The organism is Pseudomonas sp. LBUM1644, from assembly GCF_059716195.1.
In genome coordinates, this window is the sequence record NZ_CP166812.1 from 3,254,492 (window position 1) to 3,271,896 (window position 17,405).

The 17,405-nt window shown below is 55.4% G+C and carries 17 protein-coding genes; 9 read left to right on the forward strand and 8 right to left on the reverse strand.

The features are described 5' to 3' along the window. The first annotated feature begins 75 nt into the window (after positions 1-75). From ACA052_RS14685 to ACA052_RS14705, 5 genes are all read left to right on the forward strand, one after another. Positions 76-1,338, forward strand: a complete 1,263-nt coding sequence (locus ACA052_RS14685) for an acyl-CoA dehydrogenase family protein (protein ID WP_497645524.1) — start codon at positions 76-78, stop codon at positions 1,336-1,338. Positions 1,339-1,406: 68 nt separating this feature from the next. Continuing rightward, the gene (locus ACA052_RS14690; RefSeq protein WP_497650328.1) at positions 1,407-2,465 is read left to right on the forward strand and encodes a phosphotransferase family protein; all 1,059 of its coding nucleotides are present in this window, start codon (positions 1,407-1,409) and stop codon (positions 2,463-2,465) included. A 45-nt stretch (positions 2,466-2,510) separates the two neighbouring features. Then, on the forward strand, positions 2,511-3,263 hold the full coding sequence (locus tag ACA052_RS14695; RefSeq protein ID WP_497645525.1) for an SDR family oxidoreductase: 753 nt from the start codon (positions 2,511-2,513) through the stop codon (positions 3,261-3,263). 73 nt (positions 3,264-3,336) lie between these two features. Next, entirely contained in the window at positions 3,337-4,146 is an 810-nt protein-coding gene (locus tag ACA052_RS14700; RefSeq protein WP_497645526.1) for an SDR family NAD(P)-dependent oxidoreductase, read from the forward strand. 51 nt (positions 4,147-4,197) lie between these two features. Continuing rightward, complete coding sequence (locus tag ACA052_RS14705; RefSeq protein ID WP_497645527.1) at positions 4,198-4,899, forward strand: glutathione S-transferase; 702 nt, start codon at positions 4,198-4,200, stop codon at positions 4,897-4,899. A gap of 118 nt (positions 4,900-5,017) precedes the next feature. On the opposite strand, the gene ACA052_RS14710 is transcribed toward ACA052_RS14705, so the two are convergent. Beyond that, complete coding sequence (locus ACA052_RS14710; RefSeq protein WP_497645528.1) at positions 5,018-5,590, reverse strand: TetR/AcrR family transcriptional regulator; 573 nt, start codon at positions 5,588-5,590, stop codon at positions 5,018-5,020. Between the two features lie 184 nt (positions 5,591-5,774). Between ACA052_RS14710 and ACA052_RS14715 the strand changes: the two genes are divergently transcribed. Beyond that, positions 5,775-6,431 (forward strand): glutathione S-transferase, encoded by a 657-nt coding sequence (locus ACA052_RS14715; protein ID WP_497650329.1) that lies wholly within the window; start codon positions 5,775-5,777, stop codon positions 6,429-6,431. Continuing rightward, a complete protein-coding gene (locus ACA052_RS14720) occupies positions 6,412-6,828 on the forward strand; it encodes a hypothetical protein (RefSeq protein ID WP_497645529.1) in 417 nt (138 codons plus the stop codon). The genes ACA052_RS14715 and ACA052_RS14720 overlap by 20 nt, the downstream gene beginning before the upstream one ends. Here the strand turns inward: ACA052_RS14720 and ACA052_RS14725 are convergent. The 6 genes from ACA052_RS14725 to ACA052_RS14750 all read right to left on the reverse strand — a co-directional run bounded on the left by ACA052_RS14725 (position 6,818) and on the right by ACA052_RS14750 (position 14,733). Beyond that, complete coding sequence (locus tag ACA052_RS14725; RefSeq protein ID WP_497645530.1) at positions 6,818-7,168, reverse strand: copper-binding protein; 351 nt, start codon at positions 7,166-7,168, stop codon at positions 6,818-6,820. The genes ACA052_RS14720 and ACA052_RS14725 overlap by 11 nt on opposite strands. Next, positions 7,165-10,323 carry an efflux RND transporter permease subunit gene (locus tag ACA052_RS14730; protein ID WP_497645531.1) on the reverse strand — a complete coding sequence of 1,053 codons (3,159 nt, stop codon included), beginning with the start codon at positions 10,321-10,323 and terminating at the stop codon, positions 7,165-7,167. Before ACA052_RS14730 ends, ACA052_RS14725 begins: the two co-directional genes overlap by 4 nt. Then, entirely contained in the window at positions 10,320-11,801 is a 1,482-nt protein-coding gene (locus ACA052_RS14735; RefSeq protein WP_497645532.1) for an efflux RND transporter periplasmic adaptor subunit, read from the reverse strand. The genes ACA052_RS14730 and ACA052_RS14735 overlap by 4 nt, the downstream gene beginning before the upstream one ends. Next, complete coding sequence (locus ACA052_RS14740; RefSeq protein ID WP_497645533.1) at positions 11,798-13,054, reverse strand: TolC family protein; 1,257 nt, start codon at positions 13,052-13,054, stop codon at positions 11,798-11,800. The genes ACA052_RS14735 and ACA052_RS14740 overlap by 4 nt, the downstream gene beginning before the upstream one ends. A 100-nt stretch (positions 13,055-13,154) precedes the next feature. After that, a complete protein-coding gene (locus ACA052_RS14745; protein ID WP_497645534.1) occupies positions 13,155-13,496 on the reverse strand; it encodes a hypothetical protein in 342 nt (113 codons plus the stop codon). A 643-nt stretch (positions 13,497-14,139) separates the two neighbouring features. Continuing rightward, positions 14,140-14,733, reverse strand: coding sequence for a CGNR zinc finger domain-containing protein (locus tag ACA052_RS14750; protein WP_497645535.1), 594 nt, complete (start codon positions 14,731-14,733; stop codon positions 14,140-14,142). Positions 14,734-14,859: 126 nt separating this feature from the next. On the opposite strand from ACA052_RS14750, the gene ACA052_RS14755 reads away from it, so the two are divergent. Continuing rightward, complete coding sequence (locus tag ACA052_RS14755) at positions 14,860-15,741, forward strand: alpha/beta fold hydrolase (RefSeq protein WP_201181189.1); 882 nt, start codon at positions 14,860-14,862, stop codon at positions 15,739-15,741. Positions 15,742-15,866: 125 nt separating this feature from the next. Further along, positions 15,867-16,373, forward strand: coding sequence for a peptide-methionine (S)-S-oxide reductase MsrA (msrA, locus tag ACA052_RS14760; RefSeq protein WP_497645536.1), 507 nt, complete (start codon positions 15,867-15,869; stop codon positions 16,371-16,373). A 40-nt stretch (positions 16,374-16,413) separates the two neighbouring features. On the opposite strand, the gene ACA052_RS14765 is transcribed toward msrA, so the two are convergent. After that, positions 16,414-17,379, reverse strand: a complete 966-nt coding sequence (locus tag ACA052_RS14765; RefSeq protein ID WP_497645537.1) for a LysR family transcriptional regulator — start codon at positions 17,377-17,379, stop codon at positions 16,414-16,416. Between the last annotated feature and the right edge of the window lie 26 nt (positions 17,380-17,405).

Consider the following 17,405-nt stretch of genomic DNA (forward strand, 5'->3'; position numbering starts at 1 on the left):
TTAGATGAGCAATTATCACTTCGCTCATCATACACAGGTTCGTAGGATGATTGTATTCAACCAGAGCGCATTGCCATGTACTTCGAGACCAGCTCCAAAGGACGTGATTACCTCGCCCGCGTAAAGGCTTTCATCCAAGAGGAAATTGAACCAGTTGAAGCATCTTACTGGGCCGAGGTTGCTGCAAATTGTCCCGGTGGCGACTGGCGCCAATGGAAGGTTCCGCAGATTCTCGAAGAGCTGAAGGCTAAGGCCCGCAGTCAGGGGCTTTGGAACATGTTTTTACCTGACGAAACACTCGGTGCCGGACTTCCCATCCAGGATTACGCGCTGATTGCGGAGCAAACAGGTCGTAGTCTGATAGCCCCAACCGTTTTCAACTGCAATGCCCCCGATACTGGAAACATGGAGGTGCTGTGGCGTTACGGCAATGAAGAGCAAAAACAACGCTGGCTTTTGCCTCTGCTGGCCGGTGAGATTCGGTCTGTTTTCTGCATGACTGAACCCAATGTCGCCTCTTCTGACGCCACCAACATGCAGGCCACCGCCATCGTCGAGGATGGTCAGATTGTTGTGAATGGCCGCAAATGGTGGGCCAGTGGTATCGGTGACCCGCATGCCAAGGTTGTGATCCTTATGGCCCATACACCGGACGCCAGCAAAGATCGCCATCATCAGCACTCAATGGTGCTGGTTCCACTCGATACACCGGGTGTGAGCATTGAACGCATGCTGCCGGTGTTCGGCGAATACGATGCACCGCATGGCCATGGCGAAGTGAGCTTTACGAATGTGCATGTCCCAATTGATAGCTTCATCGGCGGCCCAGGAATGGGGTTCGAAATCGCTCAAGGCCGTCTAGGCCCGGGTCGTATTCACCATTGCATGAGGTGCATCGGTGCTGCAGAAAAAGCTCTTGAACTGACCATTGATCGTGGCATGCAACGCTCTGCGTTCGGCAGACCACTTCTAAATTTGGGCGGTAATCGCGAGCGAGTGGCCGACGCACGTATTGCGATCGATCAAGCACGCCTTTTAACGCTTTATGCTGCTTGGAAGATGGACAAATTGGGCACCTTCGCCGCAATGACCGAGATTTCCGCAATCAAGGTGGTTGCTCCAAACGTGCTGCAGCAAGTGGTGGACATGGCCATCCAGTTACATGGCGGTGAAGGCTTGAGTCACGATGTACCCCTGACGGCTTTCTTCGCTCAGGCTCGTAGTCTTCGCCTGGCGGATGGCCCGGATGAGGTACACAAAGGTGTCATTGCGAAGGTAGAGATCGCGAAGCGCGGCTTTTCAAAGTCGAGTGCAGGCGCCAAAGGTGCGAGCAAGTGAGCAAGCGTGAGTCCAGTCTTGACACTGCCACCGCCCCTAGCGAAGGCGCAAGTGCTAGCAGGACGGTCATCGATCAGGGTGGAGCTGTTCGCCCTGGAGAAGAACTTGACGTGCCAGCAGTTGATCGCTGGCTCAAGACCCAACTCGACGGTTTGATTGGCCAACCCAAGGTTACTCAGTATTCAGGCGGTGCGTCCAACTGGACATACCGGCTGGAGTACCCTGATCGGGACTTGATTTTGCGTCGCCCTCCGACAGGCACTAAAGCTGCCGGCGCACATGACATGGCGCGGGAGTACCACATACAGCAGCAGCTCAAGTCGGTATATCCCGTCGTGCCGAGTATGGTTGCGCTGTGCCAGGATCAATCAGTGATCGGGTGTGATTTCTATGTCATGCATCGAATAGCTGGAATCATCCCGCGCGCCAACCTCCCCCGCGACCTTCAGTTCACAGCACCCCGTGTCAGAGAGCTATGCCTAAACATGCTGGATCAGCTCGTTGCGTTGCATCAGGTTGATTACCACCAGGCAGGACTTGAAAATCTGGGCAAAGGTGAAGGCTACTGCAAGCGGCAAGTCGGAGGCTGGGACGCTCGATATGAGAAGAGTCTGACGTGGAATGTTCCGTCGTACCGCAAGGTGCGTGCATGGCTCAAAGCCAATACTCCACTCGACAGCAAGACTTGCATCATTCACAACGACTGGCGGTTCGACAACGTAGTGCTGTCCGCACAGCATCCAACCCGTGTGATTGGTGTTCTGGATTGGGAAATGGCCACGCTCGGTGACCCGCTGATGGATCTGGGCAGCATGCTTGCCTACTGGGTGCAGCCGGACGACAACTTCCTATTCCGTGCTTCGCGACGACAGCCAACTCAATTGCCTGGAATGCTAACCCGCCAGGAAGTGATTCATTACTACCAACAGAAAACCGGCACGACTGCTGAACACTGGTTGTTCTATGAGATTTTCGGCTTGTTTCGATTGGCGGTCATCATTCAGCAGATCTACTACCGCTACCACCACAAGCAAACCCGCAATCCAGCGTTCAAACATTTTTGGCTGATGGGACATGCGTTGCACAGACGCTGCCTGCGCCTGATTCGACAGAGTACAAAGGTATAACCACATGTTGTCTGGAGCTGCGAGCTCAGACAACAGGAGACTGACATGTTGCAAAAACGTAAAACCGTACTGATTACGGGAGCGAGTTCGGGCTTAGGTGCTGGTCTTGCCCATGAGTTTGCAGCCCGTGGTTACAACCTTGCCTTATGTGCCAGGCGCACTGAACGGCTAACAGAACTTCAAACCAGGCTGGGTGCGCATTATGACGTTCGTATCGAAGTGCGCACGCTTGATGTAAACAATCACGAGCAGGTCTTCGAAGTCTTTCAGGACTTCCTAAGTACCTTCGGTAGCCTGGAGCGAATCATCGTCAACGCTGGCGTCGGCAATGGTCGACGGATAGGTACCGGCCACTTCGCTGTTAATCGGCAGACGGCAGAAACCAATTTCATCGCCGCACTGGCTCAGTGTGAAGCTGCCGTAGAAATCTTCCGGAAACAAAACTCAGGTCACCTCGTGGCAATGTCGTCAATGAGCGCCAAGCGAGGATTACCGAAGCACCTCACAACGTATGCGGCAAGCAAAGCAGGCTTAGCCTTCCTATGCGAGGGCATACGTGCGGAGTTGCTAAACACGCCCATCAAGGTCAGCACCATCTACCCGGGATACATTCGCACTGAGCTCAATGCCGGGGCAAAGAAGCTGCCGTTTGAGGTCGACGAAGACATTGGTTGCCACGCGCTCGTGCGTGCAATTGAGCGCGAACCAAATAGTGCTTGTGTCCCTGGTTGGCCGTGGAGACTGGTTGGGATCTTGATGCAGGTTCTGCCACTGCGCTGGGTTGCCCGTTTCAGCTGACACCTTCCGAAACTCAATGCCGCCCTCCGACACCGTGAATAGAGCCAAACGGCGCAATCACCAAGAGAAAAACATGAATCTGAAAAATGCGGTTGCGGTGCTGACTGGTGCTGGAAGCGGTATAGGTCGAGCGACGGCCATCTCGTTAGCCAAGCGTGGTTGCCATCTAGCTCTTGCCGATATCAACGCTGAAGGTTTAGCCGCAACAGCGAAGCTCGTCGAGCCATACGAAATCCGCGTCAGCCAGCACGTACTTGATGTGTCGGATCGTGTGGCCGTGGCTGCACTCCCCTATCAGGTGATAACTGCACAAGGAAAAATCAGCCTCCTGATAAACAATGCTGGCGTCGCCATGGGCGGGACTTTTCAGCAAGTCAGTGAAGATGAATTTGACTGGGTCATGCGCGTGAATTTCGAAAGTGTTGTGTGCATGACACGCGCGTTCTTACCATTGCTGCATAACGAGCCTGAAGCTCGGGTTGTAAATGTCTCCAGCTTGTTCGGCCTGATTTCTCCACCAGGTCAAGCCGCCTATTCAGCGAGTAAGTTTGCTGTGCGCGGTTTCTCCAATGCTCTGCGTCATGAGCTGGCTAACTCCAGGGTTGGCGTCACCGTGGTACATCCAGGTGGCGTAGCAACATCGATTTCGAGCAATGCAAAAGTATCTGCAGGACTGACCGAAGAGCAGGCAGAAAAAGGACGGCGCGCCATGCAAAAGCTCCTACGCCTACAGCCTGAACAGGCAAGCGAAATCATCGTCCGAGGAATCGAAAAACGTCGGGCTCGTGTGCTTGTGGGTAGAGACGCGTTGATCGCCTCATGGTTAGAACGATTGATGCCCGTCAATTACTGGCGCGTCATGACGATGAAGCTCAAGCGGTGATTGGATCGGCCCTCCCCGCACTTTATGCAATTTCTATAGGTAGACAAGACAATGAATTCTGAAACCATCAACACTGACGAATCGAAGCTGGCCACGATGACAATTCATGACTGGCACACTGGCCCCTATCCTGCTCGTGTCCGCATTGCATTGGCCGAGAAGAACTTGCAGTCTCGAGTGCAGTTTCTGTCGGTCGATCTCTGGAAGAACGAACATAAACAAGCCGAATTCCTGGCCAAAAACTACTCCGGAACGCTGCCGGTGCTTGAGCTCGAAGACGGAACGTTCATTTCTGAGTGCACGGCCATCACTGAATACCTCGATGCACTTGATGGCGCACCCACACTCACTGGAACGACGCCTCGAGAAAAGGGTTTGATCCATATGATGAATAAGCGCGCCGAGTTAGAGCTGCTCGATGCGGTTAGCGCTTACTTCCACCACGCCACGCCAGGTCTTGGCCCTGACGTAGAGATTTATCAGAACGCCGAGTGGGGATTTCGTCAGCGCGATAAAGCCATCAAAGGAATGCATTACTTCGATGCCGTCCTAAAAACACAGCCATTTGTCGCCGGCGAGGTTTTCTCGATGGCCGACATCACAGTCATAGGCGGATTAATCTTTGCGGGGCTCGTGGAACTGCCGGTGCCTGTGGAGTGCGAGGCTCTTCAAGCCTGGTACGTAAGGATGCAGGAGCGTCCTAGCGTTCAGAACTGGGTGACTATGTCAGAACCGACCGAAGCGTCAGTCTGAGCTCATAGCCTGTGATCGGCTGTTTTCATGATCTTAGTGTCAGCAATCGAACGGCTTTGTTCGGCGCATGACGGTATTAGCGAATAACCGCTTTGGGTTGAAAAGCGGCCACGATGCGTCAGGCCTGCGGTGTCGGAATCAGCCCCGCTTCCCGGTAGCTGAGGATCAGATCGTCGAATAGGCCAATATCGAGCCGAGTCCGGGCAATCAATTGAGCGCCTGCAACGGAGGTGTAAATGGCGCGGGCACGTCGTTCACAACTTTCTGCGCTGCCCATTCCTGCGTCAGCCAGCACATGTGTCAACCACATCACATTGATGTCTGCAAACGCCTTGACCTCGCGCCTGACCTCCTCGGGCAAGTCTTCGTATTCCGCTGCCATGAAGCTGGACAGACAAAGCCTGTTGCCGTCTTCCAGCGATGTTCGAAAGATCGACGGGTAGATTTCCAGGCAACGAATCGGATCGGGGTTCGACTCGCGAATCGCTTGCAAAACGCTGGCGGTGTCTTGCCAGTAGCGTGCAGCAACTGCGACGCCAAGGTCGGCCTTGCTCGAGAAGTGGTAATAGATGCTCGCGTTTTTGATCCCCACCGCTGCACCGATACTTCGAAAATTTATGCCGTTGTATCCATGCCTCTGCGCCGCCGTTTTCGCAGCCGCCAAGATGGCTTCCCGCGCGTTTTCGCTCACGTTTGTGTCCTCAGGTCATCCGATGAGGTGGATTCTACTCGCAGTCTCGACTACCTGCCAACTGGAAGGTAGGGGTTGACAGCACAAAACCAAGCGCCCAGTCTTTACCTACCAACTGACAGGTAGACAGGTAAATACCATGAACTCTTCAAAACCGCAGTTACACGCATCCACGCTCCCTATGATGAAAATCCACGACTGGTTTGATGGCCCCTACCCCGCTCGCGTGCGCATCGCATTGGCAGAAAAAGGCATGCTTTCCCGAATCGAATTTGTATCGGTCAACCTATGGACAGGCGAACACAAGAAACCTGAGTTTCTGGCCATCAATTACTCCGGAACGCTTCCCGTGCTGGAGTTGAACGACGGTACGCTCATTGCCGAATGCTCGGCCATTACTCAGTACCTGGACGTGCTGGATGGTAGCCCCATCCTTACCGGGCAAACGCCTGTAGAGAAAGGCCTCATCCACATGATGACCAAGCGTGCTGAAATCGAGTTTCTCGATGCGGTCAGTGTGTACTTCCATCATGCTACCCCGGGCCTTGGGCCGCAGGTCGAGCTTTATCAAAACGCCGAATGGGGCGGTCGCATGCGCGACAAGGCGGTCAGGGGCATGCACTATTTCGATAGCCTTCTCAAACATCAGCCTTTCATTGTCGGTGACACGTTTTCGATGGCCGATATTGCGGTTCTGGGAGGCATGATTTTCGCCTCGCTGGTCAAACTCCACGTGCCTGATGAATGTGAAGCGTTGCGGGCATGGCACGCCAGGATGCAAGAAAGACCGAGCGTGCAGGAATGGCGAGCGATGGTTGAGCATGGCGCGCCGCAAAGTTGAGGGGAGCGTGCATCTGCCATCCCTGACCCGGATGGCGGATGCAGTTCAGCAGGAACTGATAAGTCGCTTCGGCTACCTTTTGAATGGTTGGGTGACTGGCAGCTTTCGGCCGAGGCTGTGTAAAAACGTTTTTCAGCGCGACAGGAACTCAAAACCGGACTGGAAATCTCGCTTCTACGCAAAATCCACATCTGCTGACGTGCCGATAAATTTCAGATTTAACGTAGACGCGCGCACCTCAATTTTGGCGAAGCGTTTTTACACACTCTGGGCCAAAAGCAGTCATTGCAGCGCGCTCACTGGACGCACCGATTTTCCTGAACAGGCGTATTTGATGAGTTATGTCTGGCACGACAAAGCGTGCCGGACACTTCCACCACAGGTATTTATTTTTTAATAGACACAATCGTGGCTCTGCTACCTTCTAGCCGGAAGGAAAACGATACACGGTCTCCAGTCGTCAGCCCTTTCAGCTGATCTTCCGTCACGGAAAAGGCCATGGTCATCGGCGGCCATTGCACGGCTGGAACAGCTCCGTGGGAGATGGTCACCGTATGCTTCGTAACATCGATAGCCTTGATCGTTCCCTCGGCGTTAGCGACTGGAGCCTGTTTTGTTTTCTGTTCCATCTGCATGCCCTCCATACCGTCCATTTTCATGCCCGGCATGTCCTCCGCGTGGGCAGAAAGTGATAGCGCGAATACGGTGCTTGCAACTGCAATCAGGGTCAGTTTCATACGACTTTTCCTTCAGGTTTGACGGGTTCAACTGAGAGGTGCCGGCGACGCATTAGGCGATAGGCTGCCGGAATGACAAAAAGGGAAAGCAAGGGTGCTGTGACCATGCCGCCAACCATGGGCGCGGCAATGCGGCTCATCACTTCGCTACCCGTACCGCTGCCCAACAAGATGGGTAACAAGCCCGCAATAATGACGGCCACGGTCATGGCCTTAGGTCGAACTCGCTGCACAGCCCCTTCACGAATCGCCGCAACCAGTCCGCGCTCAGTGCTGCCGCCGAGGTCTTCACGTTCGGCCCAAGCGTTCTTCAGGTAGAGCAGCATGATCACGCCGAACTCGGCAGAAACCCCGGCCAAGGCGATAAAGCCGACTCCGGTGGCGACCGACAGGTTGAATCCCAATAGATAGAGGAACCATGCTCCACCGGTCAGTGCGAATGGCAGAGTGGCCATGATCAATAGCGCCTCATCGAAGCGGGCGAAAGTCAGGTAGAGCAGCACGAAGATGATCAACAGCGTGGCAGGTACTACCAGTTTGAGGCGTGCGTTGGCCCTTTCGAGAAACTCGAACTGTCCTGAGTAGCTCAGGCTCATGCCTGGCTGCAGCTTGACCTGTTCATTGACGACCCGACGCAGGTCGGCGACAACCGAGGCAATATCCCGCCCCCGCACGTCGATATAGACCCAGCCTGAAGGCCTTGCGTTTTCGCTCTTAAGCATCGGCGGCCCGTCGCTGACCTTGATCTTCGCCACCGTGCCAAGGGTGATTTGGCTGCCTAGCGGGGTGTAGATTGGCAACTGCTCCAGGGCGCCGAGCGAGTCACGCCACTCACGGGGGTAACGGACGTTGATCGGGAAGCGTGCAAGCCCTTCAATGGTCTCCCCGACGTTTTCACCGCCGATAGCTCCGGCCACGATGGACTGCACATCGGCGATATTCAGTCCGTAGCGGGCGGCGGCCTTGCGGTCGATATCCACGTCGATATAGCGGCCACCGGTCAGTCGCTCAGCCAGAGCCGAACTGACACCGGGCACATCCTTGGCCACCCGCTCGACCGCCTGAGTCGCGGCATCGATCTCCGTCAGGTTGGTGCCGGCAACTTTCACTCCGATGGGACTCTTGATCCCCGTGGCCAGCATGTCGATACGGTTGCGAATCGGTGGTATCCAGATATTCGTAAGCCCAGGGACTCGTACCGTTCGATCCAGTTCTTCCACCAACTTTTCCTGGGTCATGCCTGGCCGCCATTGCTCGTGCGGCTTGAATTGAATGGTGGTTTCGAACATCTCCAGCGGTGCCGGGTCGGTGGCGGTTTCAGCGCGCCCCGCTTTACCGAAGACGTGTTCGACTTCAGGCACGGTCTTGATCAGACGGTCAGTCTGTTGCAGCAGTTGTGCCGCTTTCTGCGCCGACAATCCCGGTAGAGCTGAAGGCATATAGAGCAGGTCACCCTCGTCCAACGGGGGGAGAAACTCGCCACCCAAGCGAGACATTGGCCATAGCGCACTGACAAAAACCAATAGCGCCACCAGCAGCGTGATCTTTGGTCGACGCAAGACTGCGTCCAGGGCTGGCTGATAGATCCGAATCAACCACCGGTTCAACGGGTTCTGATGTTCACTGGGAATTCGCCCTCGAATCCAGTAGCCCATAAGCACTGGCACCAAGGTCACTGACAATCCCGCCGCTGCCGCCATGGCGTAGGTCTTGGTGAAAGCCAAAGGGCCGAACAACCGTCCTTCCTGAGCTTCCAGCGTGAACACCGGAATGAACGACAGGGTGATGATCAACAAACAGAAGAACAGCGCGGGGCCTACCTCTGCCGCCGCTTCGGTCATTACATGCCAATGACGTTCACCCTTCAGTTCTTCCCCCGGATTGGCCGCGTGCCATGCCTCAATCTTCTTGTGGGCGTTCTCGATCATCACCACGGCGGCATCGACCATGGCGCCAATGGCGATGGCAATCCCGCCCAAGGACATGATGTTGGCGTTGATGCCTTGGTAGCGCATGACGATGAAGGCAATCAACACACCAACAGGCAGGGAGATGATCGCCACCAGGGATGAGCGCAGGTGCCAGAGGAAGATTCCACAGACCAACGCGACGACAATGAACTCTTCGATCAGCTTGTGGCTGAGGTTTTCAACAGCGCGGTCGATCAGCTTGCTGCGGTCGTAGGTGGTAACGATTTCCACCCCGGACGGCAGACTGCTTTTCAGTTCGTCGAGTTTAGTCTTGACCGCCGCAATGGTCTCGCGAGCATTCTTGCCACTGCGCAAAATCACCACGCCACCGACGGTCTCGCCTTCGCCGTCAAGTTCGGTAATGCCCCGCCGCATTTCCGGCCCCAACTGGATCGTGGCGACATCGCCAAGGGTCACTGGTACACCACCCGCACCCAACTTAAGCGGGATCGCCCGGAAGTCATTGAGCGTCTTCAGATAGCCCGAAGCGCGCACGATGAACTCGGTCTCCGCCATCTCCAGCACGGCACCACCGGTTTCCTGATTGGCCTTACCGATGGCGTCGGTCACCTCAGCCTGAGTGATGCCGAGGCTGGCCAATTTCAGCGGATCGAGCTGCACTTGGTACTGCTTGACCATGCCACCCACGGTGGCCACTTCCGCAACGTTCGGCAAGGTCTTGAGTTCAAACTTGAGGAACCAGTCCTGAAGAGCGCGGAGCTGTGCCAAATCGTGCCCGCCACTGCGATCCACCAGTGCGTACTGATAGATCCAACCCACCCCCGTCGCATCCGGCCCCAACGCCGGCTTGGCGCTGGCCGGCAAGCGGCTTTGTATCTGACTCAGGTACTCCAACACCCGCGAGCGAGCCCAATACAAGTCAGTGCCGTCTTCGAACAGCACGTAGACAAAGCTATCGCCAAAGAAGGAGTAACCACGCACGGTCTTGGCCCCCGGCACCGAGAGCATGGTGGTGGCCAACGGATAGGTGACCTGGTTCTCGACGATCTGCGGCGCTTGTCCTGCATAAGGGGTGCGGATAATCACCTGTACATCGGAGAGGTCTGGCAACGCATCAATGGGCGTGCTTTGCACCGACCAGATGCCCCAAGCGGTGACAAACAGTGTCGCCAGTAGCACCAGGAATCGGTTGGCCACTGACCAACGAATCAGGGCAGCAATCATGGCTGGCTCCCCAATTTATCCAGGCGCTCAACACGCAAGCCATCGTCGGTCTGGCTCAACGCGATTCGAACCTTGTCACCCGCTTTGAGCCCCTGCATCAGCGCCGGACTAGCGAGTGGGAAAGTCATCGTCATGCCAGGCATGCCTAGCGTCTTGAAAGGGCCGTGGGCGAGCGTGACTTCTTTGTCGTTGATCTCAACGATCTGCCCATCCGCCTCATGAAAACTGGAGGCTGTTTCACTGGGTGGCGACTCTTCCTCCGTGCGAGCAACAATGCCCTTAAGACTGGCCTCCGAGTCGAGCAGGAACTGGCCAGACGTAACCACCTTCTGGCCTGCTTCCAGACCTTTCACTATCGCCGTTTTGCCATCGCTTTCCTGCCCGAGGTGCACCTCCACGGGACGGTAGCGGCCAGCGTCTTCGGCGAGCATCACCAGGGCTCGTCGGCCAGTGCGAATCACCGCCTCACTCGGCACCCACAATACACTTTGCTCGGTCGAACGATTCAGGCGTACCTGCGCCGTCAAACCCGGCCTGAGGCGCCCGTCCGGATTGGGTAACTCGACACGTACCCGAAGTGTGCGGCTGTCCGGATTGGTCTCGGGCAAAATTGCGCTGACCTTGCCACTGAGTGTTGTTCCTGGGAAGGCTGGCAGACGCGCTTCGACCGCCTGCCCCACGGTGATAGCTCCGGAATCCGATTCTGGAACGGCCACGGCTAGCCAGACACTGCTCAAGCCATTGACGCGCGCCAGAGTGTCGCCAGTCGCCACGGTCATACCCGCACGTACATTCAACTCTTGCAGCACACCGGCAATAGGGCTGGTGAGCGTCAGGTAGGGCTGAACCTTACCGCCACGCTCTAACTGAGTGATCAGTGTTGCCGGCATCCCTGTGAGCCGCAGTCGTTGGCGGGCGGCAGCCAACAAGTCAGCATCACCGTTGCGCTTCAGGGCAAGGAACTCTGTCTGGGCGGCTTCCCACTCGGGCACCAGGATATCCGCCAACGCCGCGTTGGCTTTGAGTACATCGCCGGGAGCATGGGCATAGACCCTCTCCACAAAGCCCGTGGTGCGAGCCTGAATCACCGCGACATCGCGCTCGTTGAATCCCAAGACTCCTGTGACGTCGAGACTGGAATCTAAGATCCCACGGGTGACAGTTGCAAAACGCAGACCGAGATTCTGGGTCAGACTTGGATCGATACTGACGGTCGCATGATCCCCTACGCCAGCGGCGTACTGAGGAACCAGTTGCATGTCCATGAAGGGAGATTTTCCCGGCTTGTCGAACTTTTGCTGCGGGTACATGGGGTCGTACCAATACAGGGCTTTGCGTTCGTCCGGGGAATTGAGGCTCTGCTCCGGGGTGGTAACGGGTACTCCGCTCATGCGCTGATGCGCGAACCAGTAACCACCGGCAATACCGAACGCCAGCGAGATGCCTACCAACAATGCCCCGTTCCATTTAAGGTTCATTGGCTGGCCTCCCCATAAGCGAAATACAGACGCGCACTGGTCAGCGCTCGCTGCTCTTCCACGTCGATCTGCTTGAGACGGGCCTCGATAAGCTCGCGTCGGGCGGCAACAACGGCGTTTAAATCGCCTTTGCCGGCACGGTAACTGGCCATGCTGAGTTCGACCTTTTCCTTGGCCAGCGGCAATAGGCTTTCCTGGTTTCGGCGCACGGCACGATTTAGGCGCTCATAGTCAGCCAGTTCAGTTTCCAATTGCTGGGTGTGCTCACGAGACAGGGCTTCGCGCTCGGCCTCAAGCTGGTTAAGTTCAGCCTGTTTGGCTGCGATTTTGGGGTTTTGGCGCGAGCTAGGAAATAGCGGTAGATCCCATGAAAGTTGCACGCTGACCATGTCGCCGAATTGTCGGCCACGATGCTGATAATCGAGCTCCCAACTCCAGTCCGACTGCTTCTCCGCTTCGGCTTCACGAACCTTGGCTTGCGCTTCACGGGCCATCGGCGCGAACGCTGCCAACTCGGGATGGTGTTGCAGTTTATGGGCGTAGCTTGAGGTATCGACGGGCCATACAGGCAAGCTGCCCACAGGCTTGTCATTGGCGGCGGAGCCAATCCAGCGTTTGAGGGCAGCTCGGGCCTGTGCGCGCTCGCGAATCAGATCGTCCTGCTGTTCCGCCAATTGAGCCGCTTCTTGCTTGGGAGTCACCGCATCGGCGGGTTGAGCGCGGCCCCCGGCAATCTGGGCCCGGACGGTATCGGTCAATAATCGGTTTTCTTTGTAGAAGTCCTGGAACAGCGCATCTTTACGCTCAACCGCGTAGCTACTGATCCAAGCCAACGCCGTGGACTGGCGCACCTTCAGACGTTCGACTCGACGCTCCGCAGAGGCACGATCAATAGCTGCATCGGCGACTTCGATACGCGCTTTTCGCTTATCGCTATTGGGCATCTCCTGCCTGACCCCGACCATCTGCATGGTCATGAAGTCCTGGTCGATGCTCCAACGATCCGGGCCGCCAATGGGGTAGTTCTGTACACCCAGCAGCAATTTGGGGTCAGGTAGCTCACCGACTGGAATAGCCGCGCTGCTGGCAGCCTGAATTTTGGCGTCTTGTGCGGTCAGCGACGGTGCATTGTTTTCGGCCAGCCGCAACGCTTCATCGAGTGTCAATGCGGCAGCGAAGCTCGGCAATGCCAGTACGCTTGCCGCCAGACCGGCCACGAGAGACCAGCCTGTGCAATAGCACTTGGAGTTCATGTTTACGATTCCTGTGATCATCCACTGCACGCGTCAAAAAGACATGCGCGCAGCCAGTCCATCCCGCTAATGCGGAAAGAGGCTCAATGTGGGACAGGAATCAAACGCGGGGCGGTCGCCATACCCCGGATGGGGTCTGTATGGGTAGGGAATCGCTGAAAAAGGAAATCGCTACTGGGCTGAACAAGGTTACGGGAGGCTTGAGGATCGAGACTTGCAGCATCCCGCCCGTCTTGCATTCCTGGCCCGGCTTGCAAGGCTTACCGTGCTCGGAAGGGCTTTTCATATCGTTGCAGCAGTCCATCCCCATGTCGTCCATCATCGCCATGCCCATCGTCTTCATTGGGCAAGGCTCTGTTGGTGCCTGAACACCCGCCATCCCGCTGAGGGGAAGCGCCAAGCTGATAAAGAAGAGGAGGCAAAACCGTAGATAGCGTTTCATGGGCTGGAGTGTAGTCGCTGAAAATGGCTCTTACAATTGAATGCATGTTCAAAGCAGCCTGCCGAAGGCTCTGATTCATGCGATATCACCGTATCTGAATTAAGCCAGCATTATCAATAACTTATGATTTACGCAGCATTCAGCTTAAAGGCGATTGGCCAGTTTCTGCCTGGCGTCACCGGCAGCTTCACGCCCTGAGGAAGTCATTCAAATTGCCTTCGGAGCCTTACCGAAATTGAATTATCTCGTGGGTAGCGGAAACCGGAACCTATGTTCATTGTCTACAACTGCTCAGCACATGGAGTGCGCACCTAACCCATAGGCAGGCAATGCAGTGCCAATGACCTACCTTCCGCTCCAAATTTGGAATAAACACTGGCGACTCGATGGAGTCCTGGTTAGCTGCCGTTGCTGTGGCTTTGTCCAACACTTCACCGACGCTGCATCATTTAGCCAGGAGCGAGGCTGCAACGCTCTCCGCATACACGCCCAGTATCCCATTCGAGAACTTGGCGCAATTGTCGAACGAAAAATTCACGATAAGACGTTCTGACGCGAGTCGACGCTATTGACGCTTGTCCGGCCCTCCCCTTGATACAGGCTATCCTTAGTAAATCAGCGCTCCTTCATACAAGTGAAAGCTTCAGTTCACAACGCCCTGACGACGCTTACGGAACTCGGCAACCTTATGACGGTTCCCGCACAGTGCCATGCTGCACCACCGTCGTTTGTGCGACTTGGTGCGGTCATAAAACATCAGCGAACACTCTGGGCTTTCGCATTTGCGCACGAGATTGAAATCGCCCTCGGCCAGTAATTCAGCGGCAGCAAACGCGAGCTGACTCATCCTTCGATTCGCCGCGTCAGGCTCACGAAATCGATCCAAAAGCGGTTGCCCTGGTTGCTCCCATACAAGTTGAGGAACTGCCTGTCGCAGAAACGCATTCAGTGCCGCCGGATCTGCCGAGCGGCTCTCGCAACGGGCAGCGATCAAATTCTCAACGCAGTCACGCAGCGCGCGTAACTCACCCACCAACCGACCGTTTACAGCGACAGGTAACTCAGTGGATGAACCAAATCCGATTTGCTCAAGCCATCGAGCCGCGTCTTCATCGTCCGACAGAAGATCGCGTGTTTGGCCCTCGACCATCATTTTTGTGTTCAACAAATCGAGAGCCGGATGATCGGCCAGTACAAGCGGAGCAGGAAGGGTAAGTGACGGGTTAGAGGCAGTCATGGAGATCTCCCGAAATTCGATTGGTCATTGTAACCCATAAAAACAGTTTGACCAGTTACATAAATCGTGCACAATGGGAGCCAGTAACCGCCAATAACTATTTTACCAGTTACAGGAGATCGAGCCATGACCTCGTCCAAGCACACCAACGTAGCTTACAAATTTGCCGAAGCAGACGGCGTCCGTGTTTTTTATCGTGAAGCAGGCGCTGCCGATGCGCCGGTATTGCTGCTATTGCACGGGTTCCCGAGCTCTTCGCACCAGTTCCGCGACTTGATCCCTTTGCTTGCGGACAAATACCGCATCATCGCACCGGATCTTCCAGGTTTCGGTTTCACTGACGTTCCAGCTGAGCGCAACTACGTCTATACCTTCGATGCCATCGGCAAGACGATCGGTGATTTTGTCGATGTGCTGGGTCTTAAGCGTTATGCCATGTACTTCTTTGACTATGGCGCTCCAACCGGTCTGCGCCTCGCGTTGGCACACCCTGAGCGCGTCAGCGCCATTATTTCCCAGAATGGCAATGCTTACCTGGAAGGTCTGGGTGATGCTTGGGCACCGATTCGCAATTACTGGGCAGAAAAGACCGCCGAGAATCGCCAGGTGATCAACGATGCCATCCTGCACTTGGAAGGTACTCGCTGGCAGTATGTGGAAGGCGTGAGCAACCCTGAAGATATCGCACCAGAAGCTTACTACCTGGATGCACTGTTGTTGGATCGTCCGGGCAACAAGGATATTCAGCTTGATCTGTTCTACGACTATCAGAACAACCTGACGCTGTACCCAGCGTTCCAGAAGTTTTTCCGTGACACCAAGGTGCCAACCCTGGCCATCTGGGGCAAGGGCGATCCGTTCTTCATTCCGCCAGGCGCCGAGGCTTTCAAGCGTGATAACCCGAACGCGGTCGTCGAGCTTTTGGACACCGGTCACTTTGCACTTGAGACGCACGTCGAGCACATTGCTCAGCGGATCGTTGAAGTATTGGGCGACGCGATTAACTAAGCCGTAAGCTTTTCGGCGCGGAGCCTTGCCCCGCGCCGAAAAGGCACAGCCCACGTGATTCCTGAACTACCAAATACCCTGCGAGTGTGAACTCAAAGGGTTTTTTTTCGACGGGAGAGCTTGATATGACAACGCAAACTGAAACCGCCCTCCTGGCTGGTGGTTGCTTCTGGGGCATGCAGGATTTGTTAAGGCGTTACCCTGGTGTGATTGCTACACGGGTTGGCTACACGGGCGGTGATGTGCCGAACGCTACCTACCGCAATCACGGCACACACGCAGAAGCAATCGAGATCGTATTCGACCCGAAGCAGATCAGCTATCGCCAGATCCTTGAGTTTTTCTTCCAGATACACGACCCAACAACGACCAATCGCCAAGGTAACGATATTGGCATGAGCTACCGCTCGGCGATCTTCTATCTCGACAATGAGCAGAAGTACGTGGCCGAAGACACTGTGGCCGACGCGAACGCATCCGGCCTGTGGCCTGACAAGGTCGTCACAGAAATCACGCCTGCAGGCCCCTTCTGGGAAGCAGAACCAGAACACCAGGACTACCTCGAACAATTTCCCAATGGATATACCTGTCACTTCATTCGACCCAATTGGAAACTGCCAATACGGGGATGATAGTGAACAGGACTCTGATGCTGAATTGCGGGGGGATTGCCTACCAATGTTGCATCGTGTGCTTCAAAAGAAAATCCAGCATGGCGCGTGTTTTAGAGGGTAGAAATTTTCGATTTGGATACAGCAACCAGGCTGCACCTGAAAAATTGCTCGGCGTGATTGAGCAATGTGGCAACAGTTCGACCAAGGCACCTGATTTTAACGCGGGAGCTGCTAGCCAAATTGGCATGAGCGCGGGGCCTACCCCTGAAATTGCCAATTCCCGCTGGGCTAGACCGCTGGAGGAAACAACGGCTGCTTGGGCTGATATTCGGTGCTCAACGCCACCCTCATCAGTAACTATCCAGAGCGACTGCGTCTGTGGATAGCCAAAAAGCACATGCCGGTGATTTGCCAAGTCCTCGACCACCGAGACAGTTGGGTGGTTACGAATATAACTGGGCGCCGCACAAACGGTGTAGGCAGCATCAAACCACTTCAAGCGAACCATGTCCTGAGCCACGTGCGGGCTCACCCGTAACGCCAAATCCACACGTTCAGCAATCAAATCCACATTGGTATCTGTCAGCAGTAACTCTAACTGTATGTCGGGGTACATCTCGATGAATTCAGGCACCAGCGGCACCAGGCAAGCTTGGCCAAAAGCGACTGAGGCCGTGACCTTGAGTATCCCGCTGGGCCGTTGCTCCGCGGACTTTACTTCGTCGCTTGCCGCATCGAGCTCCTCCAGCAGATGTGCAATCCTGGCTAAATAGGTACCCCCTGCTTCCGTCAATGACACCTGTCGTGTCGAGCGCTGGAAAAGCCTAACGCCCAGATCACGCTCTACTGACTGGACAATGCGTGATACGGCTGAGGGGTCAAGGTCACGTTGCTTAGCCACTTGGGAAAAGCTGCCAAGTCGCGCTATCTCAACCAGAACGCGCAGATGCTCATGATTCATTGATGATAAAAACTCACAGGTGATGTTCTTTTTTCGTTGTTTATTGCCATATCTGCAATCCATAGGATATCACCATCGCACCTGCACAC